Consider the following 25,775-nt stretch of genomic DNA (forward strand, 5'->3'; position numbering starts at 1 on the left):
CAGCTTATACTGAGAGAGCTTTTTTACACCCTGACCTACTTTTCAAACACCCTCTTATACCAAATTAGATGAGCTTACCCTGGATTTGCAATCTCTATCCCTCCAAAGTAGTAAGGTGTAACATTTCTAGGTATTAAACTGCCATCACTCTTGAGAGGTTCATAAGTAGGGTTTGAAACACTCTTTCCATATTCATAAAAAAGATTTAGGTTTGTGCGATCACCTAATTTTAATGAAATTGAAGGCGTAATGCTTGCTATGTATTTTTGGGCAAAGGTGAAGTCTTTGAAATCACCTCCACCTTGGTAGGCAGCAATTAGGCGGTATAGGACAGTTTTGTCCTCATTAAGAGATCCTGATAAGTCAATGCTGGGTTGATAAAATCCATAGTTGCCTGCTTCAAATCCAATTTTGTAGTAAGGTTCAGACAAGGGTTTCTTAGTTACAAAGTTAATTACTCCACCAGGTTCTAATGCTCCAAATAATACAGATGCTGGTCCTTTTAGCACCTCTATCTGCTCGATCGCTCCAATGGGAGTAAAGCTGCTGCTAGTCTCACTTCGCAAACCATCCCGAAAGTTTCCACTTCTTCTGGTAGAAAACCCTCGAATAGCAATGTCAGTTGCTCCAGGAAGAAATCCTGAATTGTCACCACCCTCAACCAAACCACTAATTGTCTCTAATGCTTCAGTTAGCCGCTGGATACTTCGATCTTCTAGCACCTGTCGCGGTACAACCTGAATCGATTGGGGAATATCTCGTAGTGGTGTATCCGTCCGCGTCGCTGTACTTGCATTCGGTACGCGATAACTATCCCGTTCCCCCGTCACCACCAACTCGATCGGGTCATCCTGCTGCGCTGCTGGTTCCTCTTGAGCTTGCGGTGTTTCTGGTGGCTGTATCGCCGTTGCTGTAGATGCTACCGCCAAAACCAGCCCTGCATCATCATCAAATAACTCAACAGTTGGTAAAGTTTTCTCACCTACCACCGCCACTCGCACAGTATTTGCATCAACATTTATGACTGTTATCTCGGTAATTCCCTCAACTGGTTTTTCCGAGCGGAATGTAAACGCCTCACCATTGGATAAACGCAGTTGAGCATTGGGAATATCTGCAATAAAGTTATTCTCAGCACTGCGATTTGTGATTTGCAGTTGTTCACCAAGGGTTGTCTCTAAAATTATCTCTACACCTTTATCTGTAGAATTAGCTTTCACTCCCGTAATTGTGACAATACTTCCCTCAACAACAGGGGGATTGCTGGGAGTTGGTGACTGCACTAGCAGTTGGGCATTAGTAACAGGAAGTTCTATTTCGCCCAATTGGCGAATTTGAGAACTTGTTTGAATTTGTATGTCTACATCTTGCCGTTTCTCACCAGCCCATACCGATGAAACTGCAACAATACTCAAACATCCCGAAAGACTGATTAAAAATGATAGACGAACAGATAAACACCAACCCCTCATACTTCCTCACACAGCAATCAAAACTTTTGTTGCTAATTATTTTTGATAATAATGAGGTTAGTGTAGAGAAGTTGACTGTGTAGTGTCTATACAAAAAACGCCAATTTGTTAGCCGAAAAACGCCTTTTTCCCTGCCAAACATTGGCTAGGCGTGATGCCAAACTGCCGCTTGAATGCTGCTGCAAAGCGACTGTGGTGGGCATATCCCACTATATATGCCACTTCTGCGACTTTGCGTTTCCCGCCGCAGGCATCTCCTTGGCGTAATAAAATTTCTGCCTTCTGTAACCTTTGCTGTGTCAAATAACCCACCACAGTTGTTTTAAATAGTGCAGAAAAACCTCGCTGGAGAGTGCGAACACTGACTCCTACCTGCTGTGCTAGTTCTGACAGTGATGGCGGATGCTCTAGTTGTTTAGTCAAAATGTCTTTAGCGTGGTGAATACGGGCGATGGTATCAGGTTTCAGCCCTGGTATATCATGAATTGGCTGTTGCTCTGCGGAAATTAAATCCAGGTATATTGCTACTATTTCAAACACCTTCGCTTGCAGATACATCCGCTTTGCTGCACCACGATAAGGTGGATTCCACATTTGTTGAGCAAGCGATCGCATTGCTGGTGTCACTGTGGGATAAAATGAGGTTTTCCAGTCTTCTCCTTTAAACAGCAATTTCTGAATATCAGAACCGTATTGCCCATCCTCCAGCAAAAACGAGTCTAGCACTTCTGGCTCAATCTCTACATTCACAAAAATTAAACGCTCTCCAGCGCGATGCTTTTCAATGTAGCCAGGCGAAATTCCACTACCAGAAAAGTAGCTATGCGTTCCACCGATATTAGGATGAAGATCATCAAAGTAAATAAAGCCTGATAGGAAAATCGTGAACTGAATCGGATGGTTGTGGGCAGTTGTTTTCACCATCAAGTCCTGGTTATATTCGCAATCTGAGAAATCCAACCACACCCCTGGCGATAGCTTCGTACCGCGATTGTAGCCCCGTCCCAGGATTTCCGGCACGCCCTCAAGCTCCTCAAAGCTATCCAGTACGAGATTTTCCACCTGGGGTTGAGGAGCCTGTTGGCACAGTTCGTCAAAGTCCGATTGGCTGAGGATAAGGGTCATGGTGGAGGCAGATAAATGCAAATTATTATCAATAAATTTACCACTATATAGATTATGCAGATCAACAGAGGCGATGGCTTTGTGCATCAAATGAACAGTGTTTTAATGAATCCCAGACTGTACGCGCCACAGAAGGGTATATATACCAGTCTTAATAGCTAATAACGTAAATAGTTCTGTTTCAATGATTACAATTTTCAGCATTGTTTTGATAATTCTGTAATAAAGTTGGGCTGTTTAAAGGACTGATTGATTATTGGTGTCTAGCGGACACCAAGAGACACGATTCAGACACTTGGAATAATGCTCGTGTCTGTAGTGGTGTCTGCCAATACCTATTCTGTGTAAGGCTTTCATGGTTTTGTGTCTGTGGAGTAGGCGTGTCCGATGTCCGCAAAAAAAGGGGGGTTTTTGGGAGCAGACACGCGGACACCAAAGTGGCTAAATTTGATTGAGTCGGATTTATGCCAATTCAAATAAAATTTTAGCTCCCCGACTTATTTAAAAAGTTGGGGATATATTTTACCAGGCGATTTGCGATCGCTCTTGCACAACTCGCTGATATACTTCTTCAGTTTGCTTGGCTAATTTTGGCCAGCTAAAGCGTCGCTCTAAATCCTCATAAGCGTTATCCACCAGCCATTGCCGATATCCTGGATTTTTCAACACTTCCAAAATTCCCCAAGCTAAAGAATTGGGATTGTTCACCCAAGTCACAATGCCTGTTTTGGTATGTTGCACCACTTCTGGAAAACCACCAGTATCAGAAACTACCACTGGAACACGAGAAGCAAAGCTTTCTAAAGCCACAATTCCAAAGGGTTCGTAAAGGCTAGGAAAAACGGCACAATCAGCGACAGTTTGAAATTTATCTAAGTAATCGTCGGACAGAAAACCTGTAAAATAACAATGATGCCAAATTCCCAAATCCCAGGCTTGGCGCTTGAGATGGTCAGTATTGCCGCCACCAACGATCACAAATTTAACATTACCTCCCATTTCTGAAAGGATTTTGGGTGCGGCATTAAGTAATATAGGAACGCCTTTTTCGTAGGTCATACGACCGAGGTAGTAAACGATTTTCTCATGGTCTGTGGCAAATTGGCGGCGAAAATCCAGAGCATGAAAATCTATGTGATGCTGTTTCTTTTCGGCTCGGATACCGTTATAAATGACATCGATTTTGTCCCCAGGACTGTGTAGCGCTCGTTCTACTTCTTGGCGCATATAGTCGCTACAAACAATAATCCGCCAAGCATTGTAAGCGAGCAGGGTTTCTTTGCCATTTATATAGCCTTGGATGTCTGTGTGAATACCGTTATAGCGACCGTATTCCGTAGCGTGAATTGTAGCAATTAGTGGTATTTTAAAATTATGCTTGAGAGCGATCGCAGCATCTCCAACTAACCAATCATGGGCATGAATTAAATCAAAGGGCCCTTCCTCCAAGATTAATTTACCACCGTGATCTCCCATACTCAAGTTGAGATTAACTACCCAGTGGAAAAAATCGTTACTATGTCCAACTGGCACGCGATGTATGTGTACTCCCTCAACCACCTCATACATCGATGCTTGACCAAACTCCGCTGTAATTAGATGGACTTCATGCCCTAGCTTTGCTAGTTCTGGGTACAACTCCGCTACATGACGCGCAATTCCCCCAACAATCCTTGGTGGAAACTCCCAACTCAGTACCAGTATCTTCATCTACTAGACTCCCCAACACTTTATAAATATCTAAATAACTACATTTACCTAAAAATACAAGTCTGGCGAATGCAGTGAGTACTTTTACTAAAATTTTGAGATTTTTTAACAGTAATTTTGTTAAAGCTTATCAAAGGTTATCAACTGTGGGCAGGGGGCAGGAGGCAAGGTATGATACTAATTCGTAATTTAAGATAATTGAGCGCCAGTTTTGGAACTCAGGTTTTAATGGTATTATAGTTAGCGTCTTGACCATCAATGCCATAAGCGAAAACCAAGCTGATAGGTATATGTTGCATCGCCCTTGGCGTCTCCCCTTGGGAGAAGAAAAAGATTTGGGTCTTGGGAACCAGGACTCCTGCCCTTGGAGGGAATGTAAGACCAATAGAACTACGGAGTCCTGGAGGCTATTCCCGATGAATTGGGAAGCTACGTCCGTTTTACGGCGAGGTAGTTCACGAAGGGGTAACGACGCAAACAGCATGAACTTGATCGCGCCCTTGCTGTTTGGCTATATAAAGTGCTTTGTCTGCTGCATTAATTAAGTCTAGTGGCGAAATTTCGCAATTTGGCACAATGCTGACAACACCTAGACTCACTGTAACGCGATCGCACACACGAGACTGAGCATGGGGAATGGCCAAGTCGCATACTGCTTGTCGAATAGATTGAGCTACATGGATTGCTCCTTGAATCTCTGTATTAGGCAGAATCACAGCAAATTCTTCCCCACCGTAACGAGCGACTAAATCGGCTGGACGCTTAACAATATTTTTGAGGGCACTTGCCAATTGCCGCAAACAATCATCTCCTGCTAAATGACCATAGCTATCATTGTAAAGTTTAAAAAAATCGACATCGAACAAAATTAAAGATAATGGCACTTGCTCACGTTTGAGTCGCTGCCATTCACCCTCAAGATACTCATCAAATCGGCGGCGATTAGCTATTTGAGTCAAGCCATCTAGGGTAGCCAATCTGTGTAGTTCTTCATTGGCAGCTTGTACTTGCTGGTAAAGTACAGATTGATGAATCGCGATCGCTACCTGACTTGCTAACTGTTGCAACAAATTAACTTCAAAGGCTTGCCAGTAACGGGGTGCGGCACACTGGTGAGCAATCAGTAAACCCCATAGATGCTCTCCATTCAAAATCGGTGTTATTATAGCAGCCTTAATTTGATAGAGTTGTAATAACTCAAAAAGATCGGCTGCAAAATCAGACTCCTGAATATCATGGAAGACTTTAGGTAATCCCTGGTAATAGTCGCTAAAATCTTGGTTGAGCGAAAATGGGTGCATTGTCAGTTCTAATCTCTGGGGGTAGTCATCACCCAATGACTCCGCCGCAAAATTACCACTTCCGTCAGGTTCTAACTGGTAGATAGCTACGGAATCTGAACCCAAACACTGGCGAATACTGTTGACTGTTGTATTCAGAACCTCTTCCAAATTCAGTGATTGCCGAATCTGTTGAGTTACTTGAGTAATTAGCCGTTCCCCTTCTGCCTGTTGTCGCAGCATTGCTTCGGCTTGTTTGCGAGTGTTAATGTCTTCTACTGAGCCAAGAATCTGCGTCGGACTACCGTTAGCATCTCTGGCAAATACGACTTCACGTGTATTTAGCCAACGCCAATCCCCATTTTTGTGTCGAAATCGATATTCGGTGGAAAGAACTTCATTGTCTTGCAGATTGACGAAGCGACTTGGTATGTCATAGCAGAGATGTCGGTCGTCTGGATGAAAGCAATTTATGAACCACTGCGGATCTGCTTGACAAATTTCCTCTGGAGAGTAGCCTAAAACTGTCACACTTTTCTGATTAAGATAAATGCTCGTTCCTTTTAAGAGGTCAAACAAATACAAAATGTGCGGTACGGTATTAGCAACCTTTTGGAGAAAGTCTTGACTTGAGCGCAATGCTTCTTCAGCTTTGTGGCGTTCGCGCAGCGCTGCTTGATATTCACTAATATCTCGTCCCTCTGAAATTAGTAGTGTCACACGCCCTGCTTGATCAAGTATGGGACGTAGTGAGAAATCAATCGTGATAATTTGATGATCTCGACCTAAAACGTCAACTTCATAGCGAATAGGTTGACCATTAGCAGCAGCAGCGATCGCAGTTTTTAATTGCTCTTGTGTCTCTAAGGAAATTGCCCACCATTTTGCTTCCCAAAATGGCTTACCTACCACTTCTTCTCGACTAATCCCAGCAAAGTCCAGTGCTGTTTGGTTCGCTTCTAATACTATTCCATTCGGCTCAAGCAATCCGATAAACTGAATGGTTTGATTGAAAATCGCCCGGAATTTTTGCTCATTTTCACTTAGAGCTTGTTCTACCCGTTTCCGATCAGTAATATCTCGTCCAACGGATTGAAGTTCTACAATCGTACCTTGGTCATCAAATATCCCTCGAATAATCCACTGCGTCCACCGCACTCCTTGGCAAGCTACGGCGCGATTTTCAATGGTGATAACGGGATTTTCTAAGCTGATGGAATTTACCAGACTAAACACACGTTCTTGGTCTTCCTCAAACACAACAGGTTTGTAGTGCTGACCGATAATTTTGTCTCGCTCCAGTCCAAAAAATCGACAGTAAGCTTCATTAACAAAGGTAAAAGTGCCATCTGGTAAGCCTCTAGCAATCAGTTCTGTTTGGTCTTCGAGGATGGCACGAGAACGCGCTTCGCTCTCTTGCAGTGCAGCTTCTACTTGTTTACGAGCGCTAATATCAAGCACTAAACCCTGAAGTAACTGAGTTTGTCCATCGGCATCCAGAACGAGATTAGCTTGATTTCGTACCCAAATTATTCTGCCATCGCGCCGAATCATCCGATACTCGATCCTCAAAGGCTCTCCGGTAGCAATCGTAGCGTTTACAGCTTGGCAATAGCGATCGCGATCGTCTGGATGAGTGTAATCTAACCAACTATTCAAAAAACCATGATTCCAATCTTCGGGAGCAATGCCCAATAATTGTTGCAGTTGCGGACTAATATAAGCTTCTTTTACAGTGGTATGTATTGGTGAGATATAAACAACGCCCGGAATTTGTTCTACCAGAGTGCGATACTTTTGTTCTGCCTCAGAGAGTTTTTCTTGGGCCCGCTTGCGACTCATGATGTTTTGAATTTCTACAATAAAGTATATTTTGCTGTTAGAAATCCCGCACTAGGGGCACACTCAAGGATGGTTGAGCCAACAGTGAGTCAGTCTGGCTTTGTGAAAGCACTTGAAGCTGCTGTTGACAGCCTGTGTAATTAAAATTAAAGAATTCAGAATTCAGAATTCAGAATAGGGAAACTATGGTGAGGGAATATAAAATATCACAGTCAGATGATCGCGTACTTGCTACCACTGCACTATCCGCCACTTGCACTCCCATTCATTCTGAATTCTGACCGGAGGCGGAGCGTCTCCGGCTCCGCTCCTGACTCCTGAATTCTATTAGTTTTGATCCAAGCGCAGTACTGCCATAAAAGCTTCCTGGGGTACATCGACAGTACCTACAGATTTCATCCGCTTTTTACCTTTTGCTTGCTTCTGTAAAAGTTTCTTCTTCCGACTGATGTCACCACCGTAGCACTTGGCTAGCACATCTTTCCGCAAGGCGGGGATATGTTCGCTGGCGATAACTTTACTGCCAATAGATGCCTGAATTGGTACTTTGAATTGATGGCGGGGAATTAGTTCCTTGAGTTTTTCTGCCATTGCCCGCCCGACGTTGTAAGCTTTATCTCGATGCACAATCATCGCCAAGGAATCTACGGGATCGCCGTTGATCATAATATCCAGCTTCACCAGAGGATTTTCACGGTAGCCGATGATGTGATATTCCATACTGGCGTAACCGCGCGATCGCGATTTCATCTGGTCAAAAAAGTCAGTTACAACTTCCGCCAAGGGGAGTTCGTAAGTAAGGGTGGTTCGTCCTTGGGCGAGATATTTCATATCTTTGAAGATGCCACGGCGATTTTGTGACAACTCCATCAAAGCGCCGACATAAGTTTCCGGCGTAATCATCTCGACTTGGACGTAGGGTTCTTCAATTCTTTCGCGATCGTTGGGAGAAGGCAAGCGGCTAGGATTATCGATGTACAGTTCCTCACCTTTCAAGGTAATCACCTTATAAACCACCGAGGGGGCTGTAATGATTAAATCTAGGTTATACTCTCGCTCTAGACGTTCCTGGACAATTTCCATGTGCAGCAAACCCAAGAACCCACAACGGAAGCCAAACCCCATCGCGCTAGAAGTTTCTGGTTCATAATGTAGTGCTGCGTCGTTGAGTTCCAGCTTTTCCAAGGCTTCCCGCAAATCTTCAAATTGGTCAGCATCAATGGGGAACATCCCGCAAAAAACCATTGGGTTTGCTTCTGCGTACCCTGGTAAAGGTGACTCCGCTTTCGCCTTACTGAGGGTAATTGTGTCTCCTACCCGCGCATCAGCTACAGCTTTAATTGCCGCTCCCAAATAGCCTACTTCCCCAGCGTGGAGCTCATCAACTTGCTTTTGAGTCGGAGAAAGAACACCTAATTCATCAATTTCAAATTCTTTACCGGATGCCATTAAATGGATGCGATCGCCTTTTTTCAAAGTGCCATCCATCACCCGGAAATACACAATTACTCCCCGGTAGCTGTCGTAATAGCTATCAAAAATTAATGCTCGTAGGCGTTCATTTATGGTATTAGGCGGTGGCGGTATCCGCTCGACAACTGCCTCTAAAATCTCATCAATACCAATTCCTTCTTTAGCAGAGGCCAGAATTGCACCACTGCAATCTAGACCGATAATTTCTTCAATTTCGCTAATAACCCGTTCTGGTTCAGCCCCAGGCAAATCGATTTTATTCAAAACCGGGATAATTTCCAGGTTACTCTCTAACGCTAAATATACATTTGCCAAAGTTTGCGCTTCCACACCCTGGGACGCATCTACTACTAATAGCGCTCCTTCGCAAGCAACAAGAGAGCGGGAGACTTCATAAGAGAAATCGACGTGTCCCGGAGTATCAATCAGGTTCAGCACATACTGCTGACCATCCTTAGCTGTGTAGTTCATCCGGGCAGCTTGCAGCTTAATGGTAATGCCGCGCTCCCGTTCTAGATCCATGTTATCGAGAAACTGTTCCTTCATCTGTCGGTCTTCAACAGTGCCAGTAGCTTGTAGCAAGCGATCGGCGAGGGTTGATTTCCCGTGGTCGATGTGAGCAATAATACAAAAATTGCGAATGCGAACTGCGGGAACGTCAGTCATATACTATCTTTGCCTTAGCAGCAACCAAAGTTAAAAGAGCAATTTACTTAATGTATTTTAATGCTTTCTTAGCCAAGACGCTCCGTTTTGAGTGCTGAGTGCTGAGTGCTGAGTTAGGAGTTAAAAGTTAAGAGTTAAGAGTTAGGAGTTATTATTCTTCCCCTGCTCCCCTACCTCCCCTGCCTCCCCTGCCCCTCTGCCTCCCCTGCCTATCTTCACTCCATCTTCAACTTTCGATCTAAATAGGTGGACTTTTAAGAATATTATGAAAGTCTATTTGTCGCTGCTAGTATTCAACAGCTAGGAGCGTACAATAAATGTAAATAAGTACATGTAGGGATCATGTAGGGATGATGGGCAATTACGACCCGTAATTACTCAGAATCACTGATTTATCGGCAAAACTTCTAGAGCTATTGTCTAGTCAGTTATATGAAAAATGTGATTTGAAACTTCAAGCCTGTTACTTTGGTGCTATTTCAGGGAACTATATAACTGTCCCTTTGAAGATTTTTCAGCGAATTAGCCCGAACTATGAATATAACTGCTTTACAAAGCTTTAGACAAAACCAATTCAGAGTATATCAAACCTATGAATATGCAAGAGAAAACTACCGAAGCGGAAAACACACGAACCGATAAGGTAGAAATTGCTGTCCGCCTAGACTCCGAGTTACTAGAGCAAATTCAGCATCTCACCAATGACCCAAGTAAAGTAATTGAGGTGGCGATTCGCCAGTGGTTGCGGGGTGAAATTCTCAGAGATGATGAATTGACGCGCACGCCTGTGCGTACCCCCGTTCCTCCTCGCGGTGAATGGAACGATTGACGCCATTAGTCAGCTGTCAATAGAAATTAAAAAAAGTAAAGTTTGTCAATCTGGTTTCCAGAACACCAAGAAATACCCAATCAAAAACAAAAAAGCTGTAAAAGTTTATGCATAAATTTTAACGGCTTTAGTAAAATTACGGTCGGACACCCTTTGTCTATCCAACTCAATTAATGACTATTACTGCCAATTCCCAATTGCCAAATGTATTTTCCCAAAATCTGGAATCTATTACCAGTAAGACTGATGGCTCATTACCAGCTCTAGGAGCAGAGTTGGTGTATACGCAAGATGGGGCAGGGCGCTATCTGACCTTTTATTGGCAGCACAGCGAACTCCTGGGGTTAAATACTGAAAAAATAGTTGACGAGCTGAACCAGTCCCAAACCTTTGCTCCGGTGGATAAGGTTACTTATTTGGAACGATTGCACCGAATTTTGACGGGTTTGATACCAGAAAGGTTTCAGTGCTGGTTTAGCTACCACCAGGAATTATTTGAGTTGGACTTAGTGATTAGTCCGATTATGCCGAGTTTGGGAACAACTGCCACTACAGTTTTAGTGATGGGACGTTTAGTGCAAGCGACACTCAACAAAAAACAAGTGCGCGTGGCATCAAAAACGCCCACACAAATAGAGTTGGCTTTACGTTCACAGCAACACCAAAAACTGGTAAATCGCATTACCAGAAATATTCGCCGGACATTGGATTTAGATATTATTTGGCAGCAAACAGTTGATAGCTTGGGGAAAGCACTGCGGCTAGAGCGCTGTATTATTTGTCCTTATCAGCCCTCTAGCTCAAAAGTGCAGGTGAAGGCTGAGTATCGCCAGCCAGAACTCAAATCAATACTTGGCTCAGAAATAGATATAGTTTCTGAGCCTGCTTTTGCTCAAGCCTTGGCAACCCTAGAACCAGTTGTGATGGAAGTGCCTGGATACAAAGAGTCTGGGCGGCAGAAAACTTTAGTGGTTGCAACTTGCTATCAAGACCAAGCAAATGGATTGGTTGCCTTGAATTGGCAGGATGAGTGCTACACATTAACAGAATCGGAATTAGAACTAGCAAAAGAAGCAGCAGATCAATTGGGAACTGCGATCGCACATGCTACTTTATATAAAGAATTAGAAGCAGCGCGTCAAAAAGCCGAAGAAGCTTCCCGCCTCAAAAGCGAGTTTCTGGCTAATGTATCCCATGAAATTCGTACCCCCCTCAACGGCATGATTGGCTTCTTGAAGCTGATTTTGGAAGGGATGGCAGATGACCCAGAAGAACAAAACCAATTTTTGGCAGAAGCTCATCAGTTATCGATACATCTGCTGAATATCATTAACGACATTTTGGACATTGCCAAAATTGAAGCTGGTAAAATGGAGCTAGCTTACGCTCCAGTCAAGCTAAATGAGCTATTTAGTGATGTAGAAAGTTTCATGCGTCCCCAAGCAGAAGTGAGAAACCTCAGCTTTGGGATGCAAATGCCTGCCACTTCCGATGAAATCATTGTCCAAAGCAACTACCAACGGTTGCTACAAGTGATGCTCAATTTGGTAGGTAATGCCATCAAATTTACCCACGAGGGTGGCATCACCGTCAGCGCCGATTTAGTACTGAAAAAAGCGAAGCCGAACTTTCAAGGTCAGGAATTTCCTGGCATGGTAAGAGTACGTGTGGCAGACACTGGTATCGGTGTTTCGTTAGACAAACAAGATAAACTGTTTCAATTATTCTCTCAGGTGGATGGCTCCCGCACTCGCCAATATGGCGGCACAGGCTTAGGACTGGCAATATCCCAGAAGTTAGTGGAGGCAATGGGTGGTGAGGTACATTTTTATAGTCTAGGCGAAGGACTTGGCTCAACAGTCACATTCACCGTGCCACTGTATCAACAACCAGTTATGGTTTCATCTAGTGATAGCGACTCAATAAGTAGTGCTGAATGTTGAGTAATGAGTGCTGAGTGCTGAGTGCTGAGTTTAGATACTTGGTAATACTGGGTTTTGAGTTTTAAGCTTTAAAGTTTTTTAGTAATTATTATTTAATAACCATATTTGGCATGGGGCAAAACAGTTACGAGTTCCGAGTTCTGAGTAAAAAAAATGAGATTCCTCACTCATTACTCAGCACTCAGCACTCATTACTCAGCACTCTTGAGGGGTATTGGGAAAAAACCTTCCTTGTTCTCACCTCCTTGCGTTCTCTTCAGTACTTCACAAGCTAAAGTAGAGTAGGAGGGCTTGCACAACAAATTGTTCAGCTAATCTAATATCAAGTTGCTAAAACCAGCAGTGGTTTAGTCAAAAGTCATTAAAAACTGACACCTGACAATCTAGCGACAATTAGATTTAGGATCGATTTAACAAAGCTGGAAAATAATATTTTGGATAATGGTTAATGAGTAACGGCGCATCTGGCACAGAGATCATTATTATTCAATGCCCAATGCCCCATGCCCCATTCCCAATGCCCATCATTCACTTAGCAGGTCTAAACTATGGAACTCACAATTGACAACGTTGAAACAGTCTTAGATGAAATGCGCCCTTATCTCATGTCTGATGGCGGCAATGTGGAACTCGTAGAACTCGATGGGCCTGTTGTAAAACTGCGCCTGCAAGGTGCCTGTGGTTCTTGCCCCAGTTCTGCAATGACCCTGAGAATGGGAATTGAGCGCCGCCTTAAGGAAATGATTCCCGAAATTGCAGAAATTGAACAAGTAGTGTAGGGATTGGGGACTGGGGACTGGCGATTGGGGACTGGGGACTGGGGAAGAATGGATTTTTTCATTCATAATTTATCATTAATACCTAATCCCTAATTTGTAATCCCCAATCCCTAACCCTTAATTACTCGCTATGTCCCATCCTCTTTACATCGCTTTTATCTGGCATCAACATCAGCCGCTGTACAAATCTCCTGGCAGCGGCGTTTCGCTATCTCCAAGTCAGCAGTACCGTCTACCTTGGGTACGTTTACATGGGACTAAAGATTATTTGGATTTGGTATTGCTATTAGAGCGGTATCCTAAGTTACACCAAACGGTGAATTTAGTACCATCGCTGATATTGCAACTGGAAGATTATATTGCTGGTACTGCTTTTGATCCTTACCTCACAGCCAGCTTGACACCGGATGAACAACTCACCCAGGAACAGCGGGAATTCGTTATCCAACACTTTTTTGATGCCAATCACCACACGCTGATTGACCCCCATCCCCGCTATGCCGAACTGTACCAGCAAAGGCAGGAAAAAGGGCAAGCTTGGTGTTTAGCAAATTGGGAGTTGCCAGATTATGGCGATTTGCTAGCTTGGCACAATTTGGCTTGGATCGATCCGCTGTTTTGGGATGACCCAGAAATTGCTACTTGGTTAAAACAGGGTCGGAATTTTACTTTAAGCGATCGCCAGCGCATTTATTCCAAACAGCGAGAAATTCTCAGCCGCATTATCCCCCAGCATCGAAAAATGCAGGAGGCGGGACAGCTAGAAGTTACTACCACGCCTTACACCCACCCGATTTTACCGTTACTCGCTGATACTAACTCCGGCCGGGTCGCTGTGCCCAATATGACACTACCTAAGCAGCGATTTGAGTGGGCAGAAGATATTCCCCGCCACTTGCGGAAAGCTTGGGACTTTTATAAAGATCGCTTTGGACAGATACCTCGTGGTTTGTGGCCTTCGGAACAGTCAGTAAGTCCGGCGACACTTCCACACATTATTGACCAAGGATTTAAGTGGATATGCTCAGATGAAGCCGTCTTAGGGTGGACGCTGAAACACTTTTTTCATCGGGATGGGGCGGGGAATGTGCAGCAACCAGAATTGTTGTACCGACCCTATCGCCTGCAAACCGCCGAGGGTGATTTGTCAATTGTGTTTCGTGACCACAGATTATCAGATTTGATTGGCTTTACCTACGGTGCGATGCCAGCAAAACAAGCAGCTGCGGACTTAGTGGGACATTTGCAAGCGATCGCTAAAATGCAAAGAGATAGTCACAGTGATCAACCTTGGCTAGTTACCATCGCTTTAGATGGGGAGAATTGCTGGGAATTTTATCCCCAAGACGGTAAACCTTTCCTAGAAGCTTTATATCAAAGCTTGAGCGATGAACCCCACCTTAAACTCGTCACTGTCTCCGAATTCCTCGAAGAATTTCCAGCCACAGCCACCATTCCCGGAGGACAACTACATAGTGGTTCTTGGGTGGATGGTAGTTTCACCACTTGGATCGGCGATCCCGCTAAAAATCGTGCTTGGGATTACTTGACAGAAGCCAGGGAAATGCTGGCAAGTCATCCCGAAGCGACGGAAGAAAATAACCCAGAAGCATGGGAAGCATTATATGCCGCAGAGGGTTCTGACTGGTTTTGGTGGTTTGGTGCAGGACACTCATCAAATCAGGATGCCATCTTTGACCAGTTGTTTCGAGAACACCTGCTTGGCATTTACAAGGCATTAAATGAACCTGTACCGCCCTACCTCAAGCAACCAGTGGAAATCCACGAAGCACAGGGAAGCCACACCCCACAAGGATTTATTCATCCTGTCATTGATGGTAAGGGTGATGAGCAAGACTGGGATAAAGCTGGACGCATAGAAATCGGCGGGGCGCGGGGGACGATGCACAATAGCAGCGTCATCCAGCGACTTTGGTATGGGGTGGATCACCTCAATTTCTATTTGCGGCTGGACTTTAAAGGTGGCGTTGCACCAGGGCGGGGTTTTCCAGCAGAGTTAAATTTGCTGTGGTTCTATCCAGAAAAAACAATGGTTAATAGCCCAGTTCCATTGGCAGATGTACCAGATGCAGCCCCACTTAATTACCTTTTCCACCATCTTTTGGAAGTTAACTTGCTGACGCAATCGATTCAGTTTCGGGAAGCTGGAGACAATTATCAATGGCAACCCCGTTTCAGTCGCGCTCAAGTAGCTTTAAATAATTGTTTAGAGTTGGCAGTACCGTGGGCAGATTTGCAAGTGCCGCCAGATTATTCCCTGCGCCTGATTTTGGTGCTTGCGGATGAAGGGCGTTTTGCCAACTATTTGCCAGAAAATGCTTTGATTTCGATTGAGGTGCCTTAGAACTCAATACCCTTGGTGTTATTAGACCTCTTGCAAAAGTCCTTAACACCCCAACCCCTCCCCTTGGTAAGCTACGGTGTACACACATCTTTTTGCTGGGTGCAAAATGTGTATTGATCCCCCTAAATCCCCCTTAAAAAGGGGGACTTTGAGAGCTTTTTGTCCCCCTTTTTAAGGGATCAAAAGCCTGTGGCGCAACTCTAGAAGACTTGTGTGTACACCGTAGCCTTGGTAAGGGGAGGAGAGCGTTTGCGTCAGCAAATGCGGGGTGGGGTTCTTTATTTTTGATTTATGCAAGAGGTCTATTGGGCAATACAGTTCAGTTAAGCTTTTTTCTCTCCCCCTGCTTCCCCTGCCTCCCCTGCTCCCCCTGCCTGCCTTAACAGATATAATTTGCTTAACTGAACCCTATTGGTCTATTAGGGGTCATACCAAGTCTATTCCTGAGAGGATCGCTAGATTGCTCCCGATGTAACCCATTGCTAAAGGAGATTGACCCTTTAACAACAACAAAATCTGATTCAGGATTTCTGGAAGAGTTGCACCATAAAAGCGCCAGAGCTTTTTCCCCAGTTGGTTTAAAATGCGATCGCCTGCAATATCGTCAGTACCCGGTCGTAGCAACCAATGGGTTCGCAATATCTGGAAATGACGAATATCATGACTCTGGACGACTTGATGAATCTCTTGGGCAGTATGTTCCACCAATTCATCTGTCACTATTTTCATTACCAGGGGTTGCAATGTAAATGAGGGTTCATAATCGCTGATCCATTTTTCTAAAAGCGATCGCCTTTCTAACCCCACAATCCCCTCTAAAACTATCCCTGGGTCAACGGATATCAGCAAATGGGTTTGCAATCGAGAGAATGAGACAGGTTCTTGCCAAATAGCCAACCAGTAGAGAATATCTTGCTCTAAGCCGGAAAGTTGCTCAAATTGCTGTTTGAGAATCACACGCAAGCGATCGCCCACAATTAGAGTATTCTGACTTAAAAAAGCAGCAATATTCCCGCCAAATACAGACTGAATCAATGGTGTTACCAGTTTCAGCGCCAAAGGATTACCGCGATAAAGTTGAATTAATGCTGATAACCCCAGTTCTTTGCCTGTAAATCCCCTTGATTGTAATAATTCTACAGCCGCTTTTTTTGGCAACCCTTTGAGATTTAAACAGCGAAATGTTTTGCTATTAATTTCGATATTCTTTGGTTGTTCGCGGCTAGTAATGATAATACAACTTTGATGCCGTTCCCGACTTAATTGTTGGATAAATTGACCATAACTGAGGTTTTCTGCCTGTGAGAAAATGGCATCTAGTCCATCCAATACCAACAGACAGTGATGTTTTTGTAACTGCTGTATAAGTTGTGTTGTACCTTGTTGAATATTTTGCACAACGCCTTGCTCAAAGGAGTTTAGCAGGCTATTGAGCAGGGAAATGAGAGATGGGGAAGTTTGTAGAGATTTCCAAATTAAACAATCAAATTTTGACTGAATGCGGTCTACTAAAGCCAGTGCTAGGGCGGTTTTGCCAATACCAGCGATACCGTTAATGGTGATTAATTTACAGTTTTGACTGGTGATCCATTCTTCTAATTGTGCCAATTCCTGATTTCGTCCATAGAAGCTTTCGAGATCAGGTGCTTCATTCCAGTCTCGGTAAAGTGTGGGGATGTCTGCAATCGATTCTAAGTCTGCGTAAGATAATTCTGCGATCGCTTCCCAGTTGACAATACCAACAGCTTGACAGATACCGATGAAGATTTCTCGCTGAATGCGATCGCCTTGCCAAAATCGGCGTAAAGTAGCTCTAGAGGTATGGGCATCTTGCCACCAACGCGCCGTGCTAGTTTTTGTCCAACCTAGACGTTGACGAGATTTGTCTACAATTGCTAATCCTGAATCAGAGGCTTTCAGCGAGTTTGACATACATCTACAATTTTAAATCCCCGACTTCTTAAAGAAGTCGGGGATCTGGGAATGATTTTCAAACAATTCTAATAAACCAATTGTACCCACAAAAAAAGTATAAATTCCATATTGGATTGGTTTTTGATTTTTCCCAGGTGCATAACAAGCGGCAATTATTCCTTCAACGAAATGAGCCGACAATGCCAAGTGAGCAATTATCAAAACTGGATTTAAGATAATAGGTAGATGATTGTTAGTTGTTAATGCTTGAATATTCCATAATTCTAAGCCGATTGCAGTTGCGATCGCTACTATAGATATTACTTTTATAACTGGAAATAATTTTTGCTTGATATCTTTTAAATTCATGTTATTTACCAATGTTTTGTTTCAATTTTTCCAATCTTCTAAAGCTACGGGTTCTGTTGGATTTTCATAACGGTATGGCTGTGTATCGTGCAAAGGATAAAAATTTGTATTTGATTGGGGTTTTAGTGCTACTTGGTTATCTGGAGTTTTAGCTTCCAGAATAATCACTTCCACAGCGTCCCCTGCATGAAAAGGTAAACCTTGTAGCGTCAGGGTTCCATCTTCAGTTAACACTATTTCTATCTTGTGAGCGTTCATATTTCAACTCCTAAAGCAGAATTAGGATAGGAATGGGATTTCGTTAACGGTTTTTATATCATAATATTTACACTTTAGGATGCAATATCGGTAAAACTGCTCGGCGCAATTAAGGCATTATTCTAGATTATACGTAGTATGACAGACTCTACTTCTAACAACACTCCTGAGTTACTCTCTGTGGCTCAAACTGCCAAATTACTTAGCGTAACCCGTCAGCGAGTACACGACTTAATTAAAAATGGCCAGATTATAGCTCATAAACTTGGGCGTTATTACTACATAGAATCTGCTGAAGTAGAGAGATATCAGAACCAGCCTACTGGAAAACCTTATCAACCTCGCAGTACAACTTCTCAAGAAAACTCTATTGACAATCGACAATAAAGTTTTATAGACTCAAACTATACTAACTTAGTAAAGGTTAAATTAATGCTGCCTTTTCAACTGATTGCGACTGATGTTGCAACTCAACAAGAACTAAAACAAGTTCACAAGAGTGAGTATGGAATTCTCTATCAGGGAGATTGTTTGAAACTTTTGTCAGCATTACCTAACGAATCTGTAGATATTATCTTTGCCGATCCACCTTTTAATCTTGGTAAAGACTATGGTGAAGGTGTCAACGATAAGATGGAGACGAATCAATATTTAATCTGGTCACAACAGTGGCTTAATGAAAGTATTCGAGTCCTTAAATCAGGTGGCAGTTTATTTGTATTTAACTTGCCAAAATGGTGTATAGAATATGGTGCATATCTGAATCAGCAAGGAATGTGTTTTCGTCATTGGATTGCTTGCAGAATGCCGAAAGCTTTTCCCAGAGGGAAAAAAATGTCTCCTGCTCACTACGGGTTACTCTATTACACTAAGGGGGAACCAGCAGTATTCAATAAAGTTTACACCCCAATTCAAGTTTGTCGCCATTGCGGTGGAGAAATTCGTGATTATGGTGGACATCGCAAAAAACTTAACCAGAAAGGTATTAACTTAATGGATGTTTGGGATGAGCCAAAAGACGTTTGGGAAGATGTTTCTGAAGCTAATTGTAATGAAATTTTATGGACATTGGCAGAAGAAATGTGGATTGACATTCCACCTGTCCGGCATCGTCAACACAAAAAACGAGTTGCAAATGAACTTGCGCCAATTATGCTAGAGCGAATTATTACAATGGCATCTAATCCTGGACAAATTGTGGTTGATCCATTTGCAGGATCTGGTACGACATTTTATGCAGCAGAAAAGTTACAACGTTACTGGATTGGTTCAGAAATTGGGGATACAGATCCAGCAGTAGAAAGATTAACTAATTTGGCTAACGGAATCATAGAACAATGGGAATCCGCAAGAGGAAGTAAGAAATCAAAGCAATGCAAAACAACTGCACTGCAACTGCCAATTCCTTACTCTACATAATAACAGAAACTTTCAGACTAATGCACGTCCATCTGTTCCTTTAGTAAGTGTTGGTACGTTGCTATCTAGCTGATCATGTTCAATTACGAATATGGCTAAAAAACCTTCTTGGATCTGAACAGATCGCCAAACATCAAAGTATGGTTCTAACTCTTCGTAGTTACCAATTCTATCTGTTAAATAAGGATAAAGTTTTCGGCTTGGAAGTACCAAGGCAGTACCTAAAAAGACACCGCGTAGTAATCCGAGCACCATCTTATTAACTGCGCGATGGCTTGAGGAAATATTTCCTGTTTCCCACTCCAGAGCAAAAAGATAATCATCTATTACTTTTGTTGCATCCACCTTTCCTGGTGATTTTGTTGCATAGTGAATTGGAGTTTCCAGCCTCCATCTAAATCTATCTCTCAACGCAATCATGCAAGCTTCTTTTATTGGCTTGACACCGTTACCATGTCTTTTAGGATTAATTGTAAAATTTAATGTACCCGGAGGATGGACAATAAGAGAGATAGCATCACGAATTTCAGTACGAATGATAGACCAATCCCTTGATTCTTCAAAACTCCCAACACTGATTAAAGAAACTTCTTGAACAATTTTCATACTATATGATTATTTGATTCTCTCCATTGAAATGCTGCTAAAAGCGATCGCCTTGCCAAAATCGGCGTAAAGTAACTCTATAGGTATGGGCATCTGTTTTAGATTATCTTCAATATTAGAACTAGATTGTGCTAATGTGTTTTGAATCTTATGATGGACAATTAAAAGCTCCTCTGCATGAGATGGGAAATGTTTATTTATTTGTTTTATATTACTAACTAGGCTCTTACATTTATTCTTCCAAACGGATTTTATACTGTCGCGATGACGTTCAAACTCAACTTTGACTGACTCTGGTAATATTAAAATGAAGTCTGTCTCTTTTAGAGATATGTTTAAAGTTTCCAGTAGTCCATAAAGCTTTGGTTCACCAGCAAGTCCAATCCATACACAAGTATCAATAATAAGGAATCTAGTCATAATGCGATTTTGAACAAAAATTTAGCTATTCTAGCTATTTTAGCTAGTGATACAAAAATGATATGTAAATTTTGTCTTTGCTCACTGAGCCAATAACTGAGCACAAAACTGAGCATATCTCCCAGAAAAACCCGCCTACGCTAGAGACAGGAAACAAAAGCGTCAGGTAAAAATTATGACTCAAACCCTAGAACAACAACCCAGTGGTTTATATCTGCAAAACTCCAGCCAACAGATTGCCTTTCCCCTCAAACACACCGAGGTAAAAGCCAAAATAGATGGTAACATCTCACGAGTGGAAGTTACCCAAAGCTTTGAAAATCCCTTTACCACTACTCTAGAAGCCGTTTATATCTTCCCCTTACCCGATGAAGCTGCCGTTGATGATATGCTGATTCGCATAGGCGATCGCACAATTCAAGGCAGCATCAAAAAACGCCAAGAAGCTGTAGCCATCTACGAACAAGCCAGGAAACAAGGACACACAGCCGGACTCCTCGAACAAGAACGAGACAATATCTTCACTCAATCCCTGGCAAACATCAAACCAGGTGAACAAATTGATGTGATTATTCGCTACAGCGACAGCCTAAAATTTGAGGGGGGAAATTACGAATTTGTCTTCCCAATGGTTGTTGGCCCGCGTTACATTCCCGGAATCACCATCGCAGAAGATGCAGTCGGGGGTGGTTCAGCTATTGCACCCATGACTTTAAATCAAGATACCGATTTAGTTCCAGATGCTTCCCGCTTGAATGCTCCTATTTTACCGTCGGGGATGCGATCGCGTCATGATATTAATGTCACCATAGAAATTAATGCTGGCGTTGAAATTCAAGATATTAACTCACCCTCTCACCAAATCCAAATCATCCGTGAAGGAGAGTTAGTAAATGTCAAATTAGGAGGTGGAGACACCATACCCAACAAAGACCTAATTTTACGCTACCAAGTTAGCAGTAATAACACCCAAACAACTACGCTTACTCAAGCTGATGAACGGGGTGGACACTTTGCACTATACCTGATTCCCGCCCTTGAGTACCGTCCTGATGAGATTGTGTCCAAAGATATGGTGTTTCTCATAGACTCCTCCGGTTCTCAAAGTGGCGAACCACTGATGCAATGTCAGGAATTGATGCGTCGTTTTATCAATGGACTCAATCCCGACGACACCTTTAACATTATTGATTTTTCTGATACTACACAGCAACTCTCACCCGTACCTCTTCCTAACACTTCCCAAAATCGTTTATTAGCAATCAACTATATCAATCGCTTAAACGCTGGCGGGGGAACGGAGATGTTAGGCGGTATTCGCACCGTCTTAAACTTAAAAGCCACAAATCCGGGACGCTTGCGAAATATTGTTTTATTAACTGATGGCTATATCGGCAACGAAAACCAAATTTTAGCAGAAGTTAAACAGCGTCTCCAGCCAGGAACCCGCCTGCATAGCTTTGGTGCAGGTAGTTCGGTGAATCGTTTCTTACTCAATCGGATTGCAGAATTAGGACGGGGTATTGCTCGGATTATTCGCCACGATGAACCTGTAGATGAGGTGGTAGAAAAATTCTTCCGCCAAATCAATAATCCAGTCCTCGCCAATATTCAATTGCAATGGGAAGGTGATGGAGAATCCCCAATTATGTATCCATCGACACCACCAGATTTATTTGCAGAGCAACCGTTAGTGCTATTTGGACGCAAATCAGACGCGCATTCTGGAAAGTTGCACGTTACCGGCATTGCTGCGGGTGGTAGGCGTTATCAGCACAGTTTTCACCTGAATTTTCCCCAAACAGGTAATCCTGCGATTGCTCAACTTTGGGGACGTTCCCGCATCAAGGATTTAATGAATCAAATGGTCAGTGGTGACACTAAGGGAGGTGTGGAAGCAGTGACAGATACGGCTCTGGCTTATCAACTGTTATCGCAATATACCGCTTTTGTTGCCGTCAGTGATGATGTTAGAGTCAATCCCAACGAGGATTCGGTATCTGTGCAAGTACCTGTGGAAATACCTGAAGCTATCAGCCATGAGGGTATTTTTGGAAACATTACGGCTGGCGCTGCTCCTGGGGGTGGAATGGTAAGCAGTCGCCGGGAAGCTAAGAAACAATGTGCACCACTGCCACCATTACCAATGTCTGCACCTGCTCCAGCAAAATCGATGGCACGCTTTGAAGATATGGAGTCATTGGCGATGGAAGCTGATATTCCAGCATCAGAGCCAGAAATTGGATTTGCAGATGTTGATGAGTTTAGTAATTTTGACCGCTTGTCATCACTTTCTGAACAAGTGATGCCACAGTTTGAAGAGATGGGTGTGGATGATCAATTGGAAGATTTAAAGGTCTTATTGAAAGAAGAATCTTCTGTCCCTCATTTACAGATTGTGAGCGTCACGGGATTGGATCAGCAGATGATTTCTCTGCTGACTCAATACTTGCAAGCAATTCAACTCCCTAGAGGTTTCGGTGGTGATTTGGTGTTTGAATTCCAGGTTAGTCAGGGACGGGTGAGACAGTTGGTGCTGGATGAACAGGCTTCATCGCTGAAGGAACAGACGGTGATTGAATTAATTAGGCGATCGCTTTTAGCTTGGCTACCTTCCCAAATACACACTGCTACAGTGCTGTTAACACTTCGCATTAAACCATAACAGTAGAGAGCGATCGCTTTGCCCGCCGTAGGCATCGCCTTTGATATCTGCAATCAAACAGGCGATCGCTTCTTTGGTGTAGGTTGTACACCACTCCCTACTCCCTACTCTCTACTTCCCGTCCTCGTCATCAATCCCCTTGATTGTTCCACCAGGCGAATAAACTCACCCCGATAGCCCTCCTGGTCTTCCCCTTTCCCTTGGGTTGCCAACTTCATCACCAAATCATAATTAGCATTCCCCTTATACTCAGAGTCACGCAGCAGCATCCCAAAAGTTGCCACCGCAGCAGCAAATCTCAGGTTTGTGGAGGGTATCTGATCGGCTCTCAAATCAACATCTTGGATGGTTTGGGTAATTAGTTGACTGGTGCTGTCCTGGGGCAATTTATAGCGCAGTTTCACCTGCATCAACTCATTACCAGCAGCATCCGAGGCAGTTTCACCAGAACGCTGATACCGTAAGGGGTCTATCTCTGGTAGCTTCACATCGCTTTTCGTGCCGGTGGGAATTATTTCATAAAGCGCTGTCACAGAATGACCAGCCCCAATATCCCCTGCATCTTTCTTATCGTCATTGAAATCCTGATTTTGCAGCAGGCGGTTTTCGTAGCCAATCAAGCGATATGCCTGAACTTTCGCCGGATTAAATTCCACCTGAATTTTCACATCCTTGGCAATGGTAAACAGAGTTCCCCTCAGATCGTTAACTAAAACCTTTTTGGCTTCTAATAGGGTATCGATGTAAGCATAGTTGCCATTACCCTTATCAGCCAGTTGCTCCATTTTTCCGTCCTTATAATTGCCCGTGCCAAATCCCAACACCGTCAGGAAAATTCCCTGATCTCGCTTTTGTTCAATTAATCGCGTCAGGTCGGCATCACTGGAAACCCCGACGTTAAAATCTCCATCGGTAGCTAAAATTACTCTATTATTACCAGACTTGAGGAAGCTTTGTTTAGCTATTTTGTAGGCGAGTTCAATGCCCTGACCGCCAGCAGTGGAGCCTCCAGCCTCCAAGCGGTCAATCGCCGCCAGAATCTTTGATTTCTGACTACCAGGAGTAGCAGGTAATACCAATCCAGCATTCCCAGCGTAAACTACCAAACTTACCCGATCTTCAGGACGCAGTTTATTCACCAGCAATTTTAGGGACTGTTGCACCAAGGGTAATTTGTTGGGGTCATCCATAGAACCGGAGACATCAATCAGAAATACTAGGTTGCTGGGTGGTAAGGTTTCACTCTCTAGGCGTTTACCTTGCAAACCCACGTGTACCAGCTTGTGTTGAGGATTCCAGGGAGCAGCAGCAACTTCAGTGGTGACGGAAAAAGGGCGTTGGCTCTTAGCGTCGGCATCGCCTTTTGGTTGGGGATAATTGTAGGTAAAATAGTTGATCAATTCCTCAATTCGTACTGCATCCTTGGGTGGTAATTCCCCTTGAGTAATAAACCGTCGCACGTTGCTGTAGGATGCTGTATCTACATCAATAGAAAAGGTGGAAAGGGGTTCATTACCAACGCGATAAAAGGGATTATCGTCAATCCGATTGTAGTTTTCTGTATTGAATCTGCTACCTGTTTGTGGTTCCGGGGCAACCCTTCCAATAGTGCCACGAGTTTGGCGTGTAGGGCTTACAGGGCGATTAGAAACTTGATCCTGCACAGATGAGCCAGAGGGAATACTAAAGAGTGGGGCGGTGGGTACTGGTTGAGTTTTTCGGGTAGACTCAGCTTGAGTACGTTCTCTGGGAGCCTGAGTTGGAGTGACGGGACTACGAGCTTCCAATTCATCTATCTGATTTCTGAGGGTTGCTAACTCAGGTGCAAATTCTGACTGCAAGCGTTGTAGGGTTTTCATATCCCCTTGGGTGACTATCTTGGGGTCAGTCGCTATTAGCTCATTGCTCCGATTCACACAAGCATTCAAGACGGTGGCAAACTCAGTCCGGGTTAGGGGAAGAGTGCCAAAGTTTTGCACAGGAACGACACAACTATACTTTTGTACCAATGCCTGGAGTGCTTGGTAGTCAGGGTGATTGGGTAGAATGGAGCTTGTTGGGGTAGAACTGGGAGGAGTCTGATTAGCTGGAACCGCAACCGTAGCAGACTGACGTAAAATCGCAATTCCTACTGACGGTATCAATAATAACAGTGTCACAATACTGACTCGCTGCCACATTTTGGACGGAATCGGGTAAGACATAGCTAAATCCTCACACTAAATTTGTGTATCAGTTCAAAACCTTGTGGGATGTGTGGAAGCCCTGTCTTTTTAGACGGGATTTCTGAAATTTCAAGTTTCTACTTACCTAGAATAGTCTTGAGCAGCCTGGGATTTCATAACCGTTGCAGTTTTGGTAACTGTAGCGGATACAACACTAAACATTCCGGTCTACCATTAGGGGATATGACTACGTACCGGGAGATGTTGAAGGAGGCAGGGGCAGGGGTAGCAAATCATTCGGGGTTGAATCCTCGGATGCTTTTACCCCACTGAACTGTCGTAAGAAAGCGGGAATCTGAGGCAACAGTGGGGTCTTAAAGCCTTGCTCCCTCAAAGAGAATGTTTTAAAAGTAGTAAAAGGTTTTAGATCCCCCTAAATCCCCCTTAAAAAGGGGGACTTTTAGAGACTTTGCCC

General features: G+C 43.6%; 18 protein-coding genes. 7 read left to right on the top strand and 11 right to left on the bottom strand.

Features of this window, described 5'->3' with window-relative positions; all coding sequences use genetic code 11:
* Positions 1-74 precede the first annotated feature (74 nt).
* From ABF638_RS26365 to lepA, 5 genes are all read right to left on the bottom strand, one after another.
* Positions 75-1,415, bottom strand: coding sequence for a TonB-dependent receptor plug domain-containing protein (locus ABF638_RS26365; protein ID WP_435025853.1), 1,341 nt, complete (start codon positions 1,413-1,415; stop codon positions 75-77).
* Between the two features lie 165 nt (positions 1,416-1,580).
* A complete protein-coding gene (locus ABF638_RS26370) occupies positions 1,581-2,684 on the bottom strand; it encodes a helix-turn-helix domain-containing protein (protein ID WP_435025854.1) in 1,104 nt (367 codons plus the stop codon).
* Positions 2,685-3,119: 435 nt separating this feature from the next.
* Complete coding sequence (locus ABF638_RS26375) at positions 3,120-4,307, bottom strand: glycosyltransferase family 4 protein (protein ID WP_435025856.1); 1,188 nt, start codon at positions 4,305-4,307, stop codon at positions 3,120-3,122.
* A 455-nt stretch (positions 4,308-4,762) separates the two neighbouring features.
* Complete coding sequence (locus ABF638_RS26380; protein WP_435025857.1) at positions 4,763-7,429, bottom strand: PAS domain S-box protein; 2,667 nt, start codon at positions 7,427-7,429, stop codon at positions 4,763-4,765.
* Positions 7,430-7,756: 327 nt separating this feature from the next.
* Positions 7,757-9,568, bottom strand: a complete 1,812-nt coding sequence (gene lepA, locus ABF638_RS26385; RefSeq protein ID WP_181928318.1) for a translation elongation factor 4 — start codon at positions 9,566-9,568, stop codon at positions 7,757-7,759.
* Positions 9,569-10,160: 592 nt separating this feature from the next.
* Here lepA and ABF638_RS26390 point away from each other — a divergent pair.
* The 4 genes from ABF638_RS26390 to ABF638_RS26405 all read left to right on the top strand — a co-directional run bounded on the left by ABF638_RS26390 (position 10,161) and on the right by ABF638_RS26405 (position 15,484).
* Positions 10,161-10,397, top strand: a complete 237-nt coding sequence (locus ABF638_RS26390; protein ID WP_181928319.1) for a hypothetical protein — start codon at positions 10,161-10,163, stop codon at positions 10,395-10,397.
* 173 nt (positions 10,398-10,570) lie between these two features.
* On the top strand, positions 10,571-12,340 hold the full coding sequence (locus tag ABF638_RS26395) for an ATP-binding protein (RefSeq protein ID WP_435025858.1): 1,770 nt from the start codon (positions 10,571-10,573) through the stop codon (positions 12,338-12,340).
* A 548-nt stretch (positions 12,341-12,888) separates the two neighbouring features.
* Positions 12,889-13,119 (top strand): NifU family protein, encoded by a 231-nt coding sequence (locus ABF638_RS26400; RefSeq protein WP_012408256.1) that lies wholly within the window; start codon positions 12,889-12,891, stop codon positions 13,117-13,119.
* A 130-nt stretch (positions 13,120-13,249) separates the two neighbouring features.
* Complete coding sequence (locus tag ABF638_RS26405) at positions 13,250-15,484, top strand: glycoside hydrolase (RefSeq protein WP_435025859.1); 2,235 nt, start codon at positions 13,250-13,252, stop codon at positions 15,482-15,484.
* Positions 15,485-15,910: 426 nt separating this feature from the next.
* Here the strand turns inward: ABF638_RS26405 and ABF638_RS26410 are convergent, their stop codons facing one another.
* The 3 genes from ABF638_RS26410 to ABF638_RS26420 are packed head-to-tail and all read right to left on the bottom strand — an operon-like array spanning position 15,911 to position 18,025.
* On the bottom strand, positions 15,911-17,416 hold the full coding sequence (locus ABF638_RS26410; protein WP_435025861.1) for an NB-ARC domain-containing protein: 1,506 nt from the start codon (positions 17,414-17,416) through the stop codon (positions 15,911-15,913).
* 12 nt (positions 17,417-17,428) lie between these two features.
* Positions 17,429-17,767 carry a hypothetical protein gene (locus ABF638_RS26415; RefSeq protein ID WP_435025862.1) on the bottom strand — a complete coding sequence of 113 codons (339 nt, stop codon included), beginning with the start codon at positions 17,765-17,767 and terminating at the stop codon, positions 17,429-17,431.
* A gap of 21 nt (positions 17,768-17,788) precedes the next feature.
* Positions 17,789-18,025 (bottom strand): hypothetical protein, encoded by a 237-nt coding sequence (locus tag ABF638_RS26420; protein ID WP_435025863.1) that lies wholly within the window; start codon positions 18,023-18,025, stop codon positions 17,789-17,791.
* Between the two features lie 138 nt (positions 18,026-18,163).
* Here ABF638_RS26420 and ABF638_RS26425 point away from each other — a divergent pair, with 138 nt between their 5' ends.
* Both ABF638_RS26425 and ABF638_RS26430 read left to right on the top strand, forming a co-directional pair.
* Positions 18,164-18,412 (top strand): helix-turn-helix domain-containing protein, encoded by a 249-nt coding sequence (locus tag ABF638_RS26425; protein WP_435025864.1) that lies wholly within the window; start codon positions 18,164-18,166, stop codon positions 18,410-18,412.
* A 45-nt stretch (positions 18,413-18,457) separates the two neighbouring features.
* Positions 18,458-19,444: a DNA-methyltransferase gene (locus tag ABF638_RS26430; RefSeq protein WP_435025865.1), complete on the top strand. Its 987-nt coding sequence runs from the start codon at positions 18,458-18,460 to the stop codon at positions 19,442-19,444.
* A 12-nt stretch (positions 19,445-19,456) separates the two neighbouring features.
* Here ABF638_RS26430 and ABF638_RS26435 read toward each other — a convergent pair whose 3' ends face one another.
* Together ABF638_RS26435 and ABF638_RS26440 are read right to left on the bottom strand one after the other, a co-directional pair.
* A complete protein-coding gene (locus tag ABF638_RS26435) occupies positions 19,457-20,050 on the bottom strand; it encodes a restriction endonuclease (RefSeq protein ID WP_435025866.1) in 594 nt (197 codons plus the stop codon).
* Positions 20,051-20,059: 9 nt separating this feature from the next.
* Positions 20,060-20,470: a hypothetical protein gene (locus ABF638_RS26440; protein WP_435025867.1), complete on the bottom strand. Its 411-nt coding sequence runs from the start codon at positions 20,468-20,470 to the stop codon at positions 20,060-20,062.
* Between the two features lie 175 nt (positions 20,471-20,645).
* On the opposite strand from ABF638_RS26440, the gene ABF638_RS26445 reads away from it, so the two are divergent.
* The gene (locus ABF638_RS26445) at positions 20,646-23,135 is read left to right on the top strand and encodes a VIT domain-containing protein (protein ID WP_435025868.1); all 2,490 of its coding nucleotides are present in this window, start codon (positions 20,646-20,648) and stop codon (positions 23,133-23,135) included.
* A gap of 104 nt (positions 23,136-23,239) precedes the next feature.
* Here ABF638_RS26445 and ABF638_RS26450 read toward each other — a convergent pair whose 3' ends face one another.
* Positions 23,240-25,339, bottom strand: a complete 2,100-nt coding sequence (locus ABF638_RS26450) for a YfbK domain-containing protein (RefSeq protein WP_435025869.1) — start codon at positions 25,337-25,339, stop codon at positions 23,240-23,242.
* Positions 25,340-25,775 lie beyond the last annotated feature (436 nt).

This window comes from Nostoc sp. CALU 1950 (assembly GCF_051172895.1).
Classification (GTDB): domain Bacteria; phylum Cyanobacteriota; class Cyanobacteriia; order Cyanobacteriales; family Nostocaceae; genus Nostoc; species Nostoc edaphicum_A.

Coding starts and splice junctions, on each gene's coding strand:
- ABF638_RS26370 (WP_435025854.1), bottom strand. CDS start 2,684: ATGCACAAAGCCATCGCCTCTGTTGATCTGCATAATCTATATAGTGGT.
- ABF638_RS26375 (WP_435025856.1), bottom strand. CDS start 4,307: ATGAAGATACTGGTACTGAGTTGGGAGTTTCCACCAAGGATTGTTGGG.
- ABF638_RS26380 (WP_435025857.1), bottom strand. CDS start 7,429: ATGAGTCGCAAGCGGGCCCAAGAAAAACTCTCTGAGGCAGAACAAAAG.
- lepA (WP_181928318.1), bottom strand. CDS start 9,568: ATGACTGACGTTCCCGCAGTTCGCATTCGCAATTTTTGTATTATTGCT.
- ABF638_RS26390 (WP_181928319.1), top strand. CDS start 10,161: ATGAATATGCAAGAGAAAACTACCGAAGCGGAAAACACACGAACCGAT.
- ABF638_RS26395 (WP_435025858.1), top strand. CDS start 10,571: ATGACTATTACTGCCAATTCCCAATTGCCAAATGTATTTTCCCAAAAT.
- ABF638_RS26400 (WP_012408256.1), top strand. CDS start 12,889: ATGGAACTCACAATTGACAACGTTGAAACAGTCTTAGATGAAATGCGC.
- ABF638_RS26405 (WP_435025859.1), top strand. CDS start 13,250: ATGTCCCATCCTCTTTACATCGCTTTTATCTGGCATCAACATCAGCCG.
- ABF638_RS26410 (WP_435025861.1), bottom strand. CDS start 17,416: ATGTCAAACTCGCTGAAAGCCTCTGATTCAGGATTAGCAATTGTAGAC.
- ABF638_RS26415 (WP_435025862.1), bottom strand. CDS start 17,767: ATGAATTTAAAAGATATCAAGCAAAAATTATTTCCAGTTATAAAAGTA.
- ABF638_RS26420 (WP_435025863.1), bottom strand. CDS start 18,025: ATGAACGCTCACAAGATAGAAATAGTGTTAACTGAAGATGGAACCCTG.
- ABF638_RS26425 (WP_435025864.1), top strand. CDS start 18,164: ATGACAGACTCTACTTCTAACAACACTCCTGAGTTACTCTCTGTGGCT.
- ABF638_RS26430 (WP_435025865.1), top strand. CDS start 18,458: ATGCTGCCTTTTCAACTGATTGCGACTGATGTTGCAACTCAACAAGAA.
- ABF638_RS26435 (WP_435025866.1), bottom strand. CDS start 20,050: ATGAAAATTGTTCAAGAAGTTTCTTTAATCAGTGTTGGGAGTTTTGAA.
- ABF638_RS26440 (WP_435025867.1), bottom strand. CDS start 20,470: ATGACTAGATTCCTTATTATTGATACTTGTGTATGGATTGGACTTGCT.
- ABF638_RS26445 (WP_435025868.1), top strand. CDS start 20,646: ATGACTCAAACCCTAGAACAACAACCCAGTGGTTTATATCTGCAAAAC.
- ABF638_RS26450 (WP_435025869.1), bottom strand. CDS start 25,339: ATGTCTTACCCGATTCCGTCCAAAATGTGGCAGCGAGTCAGTATTGTG.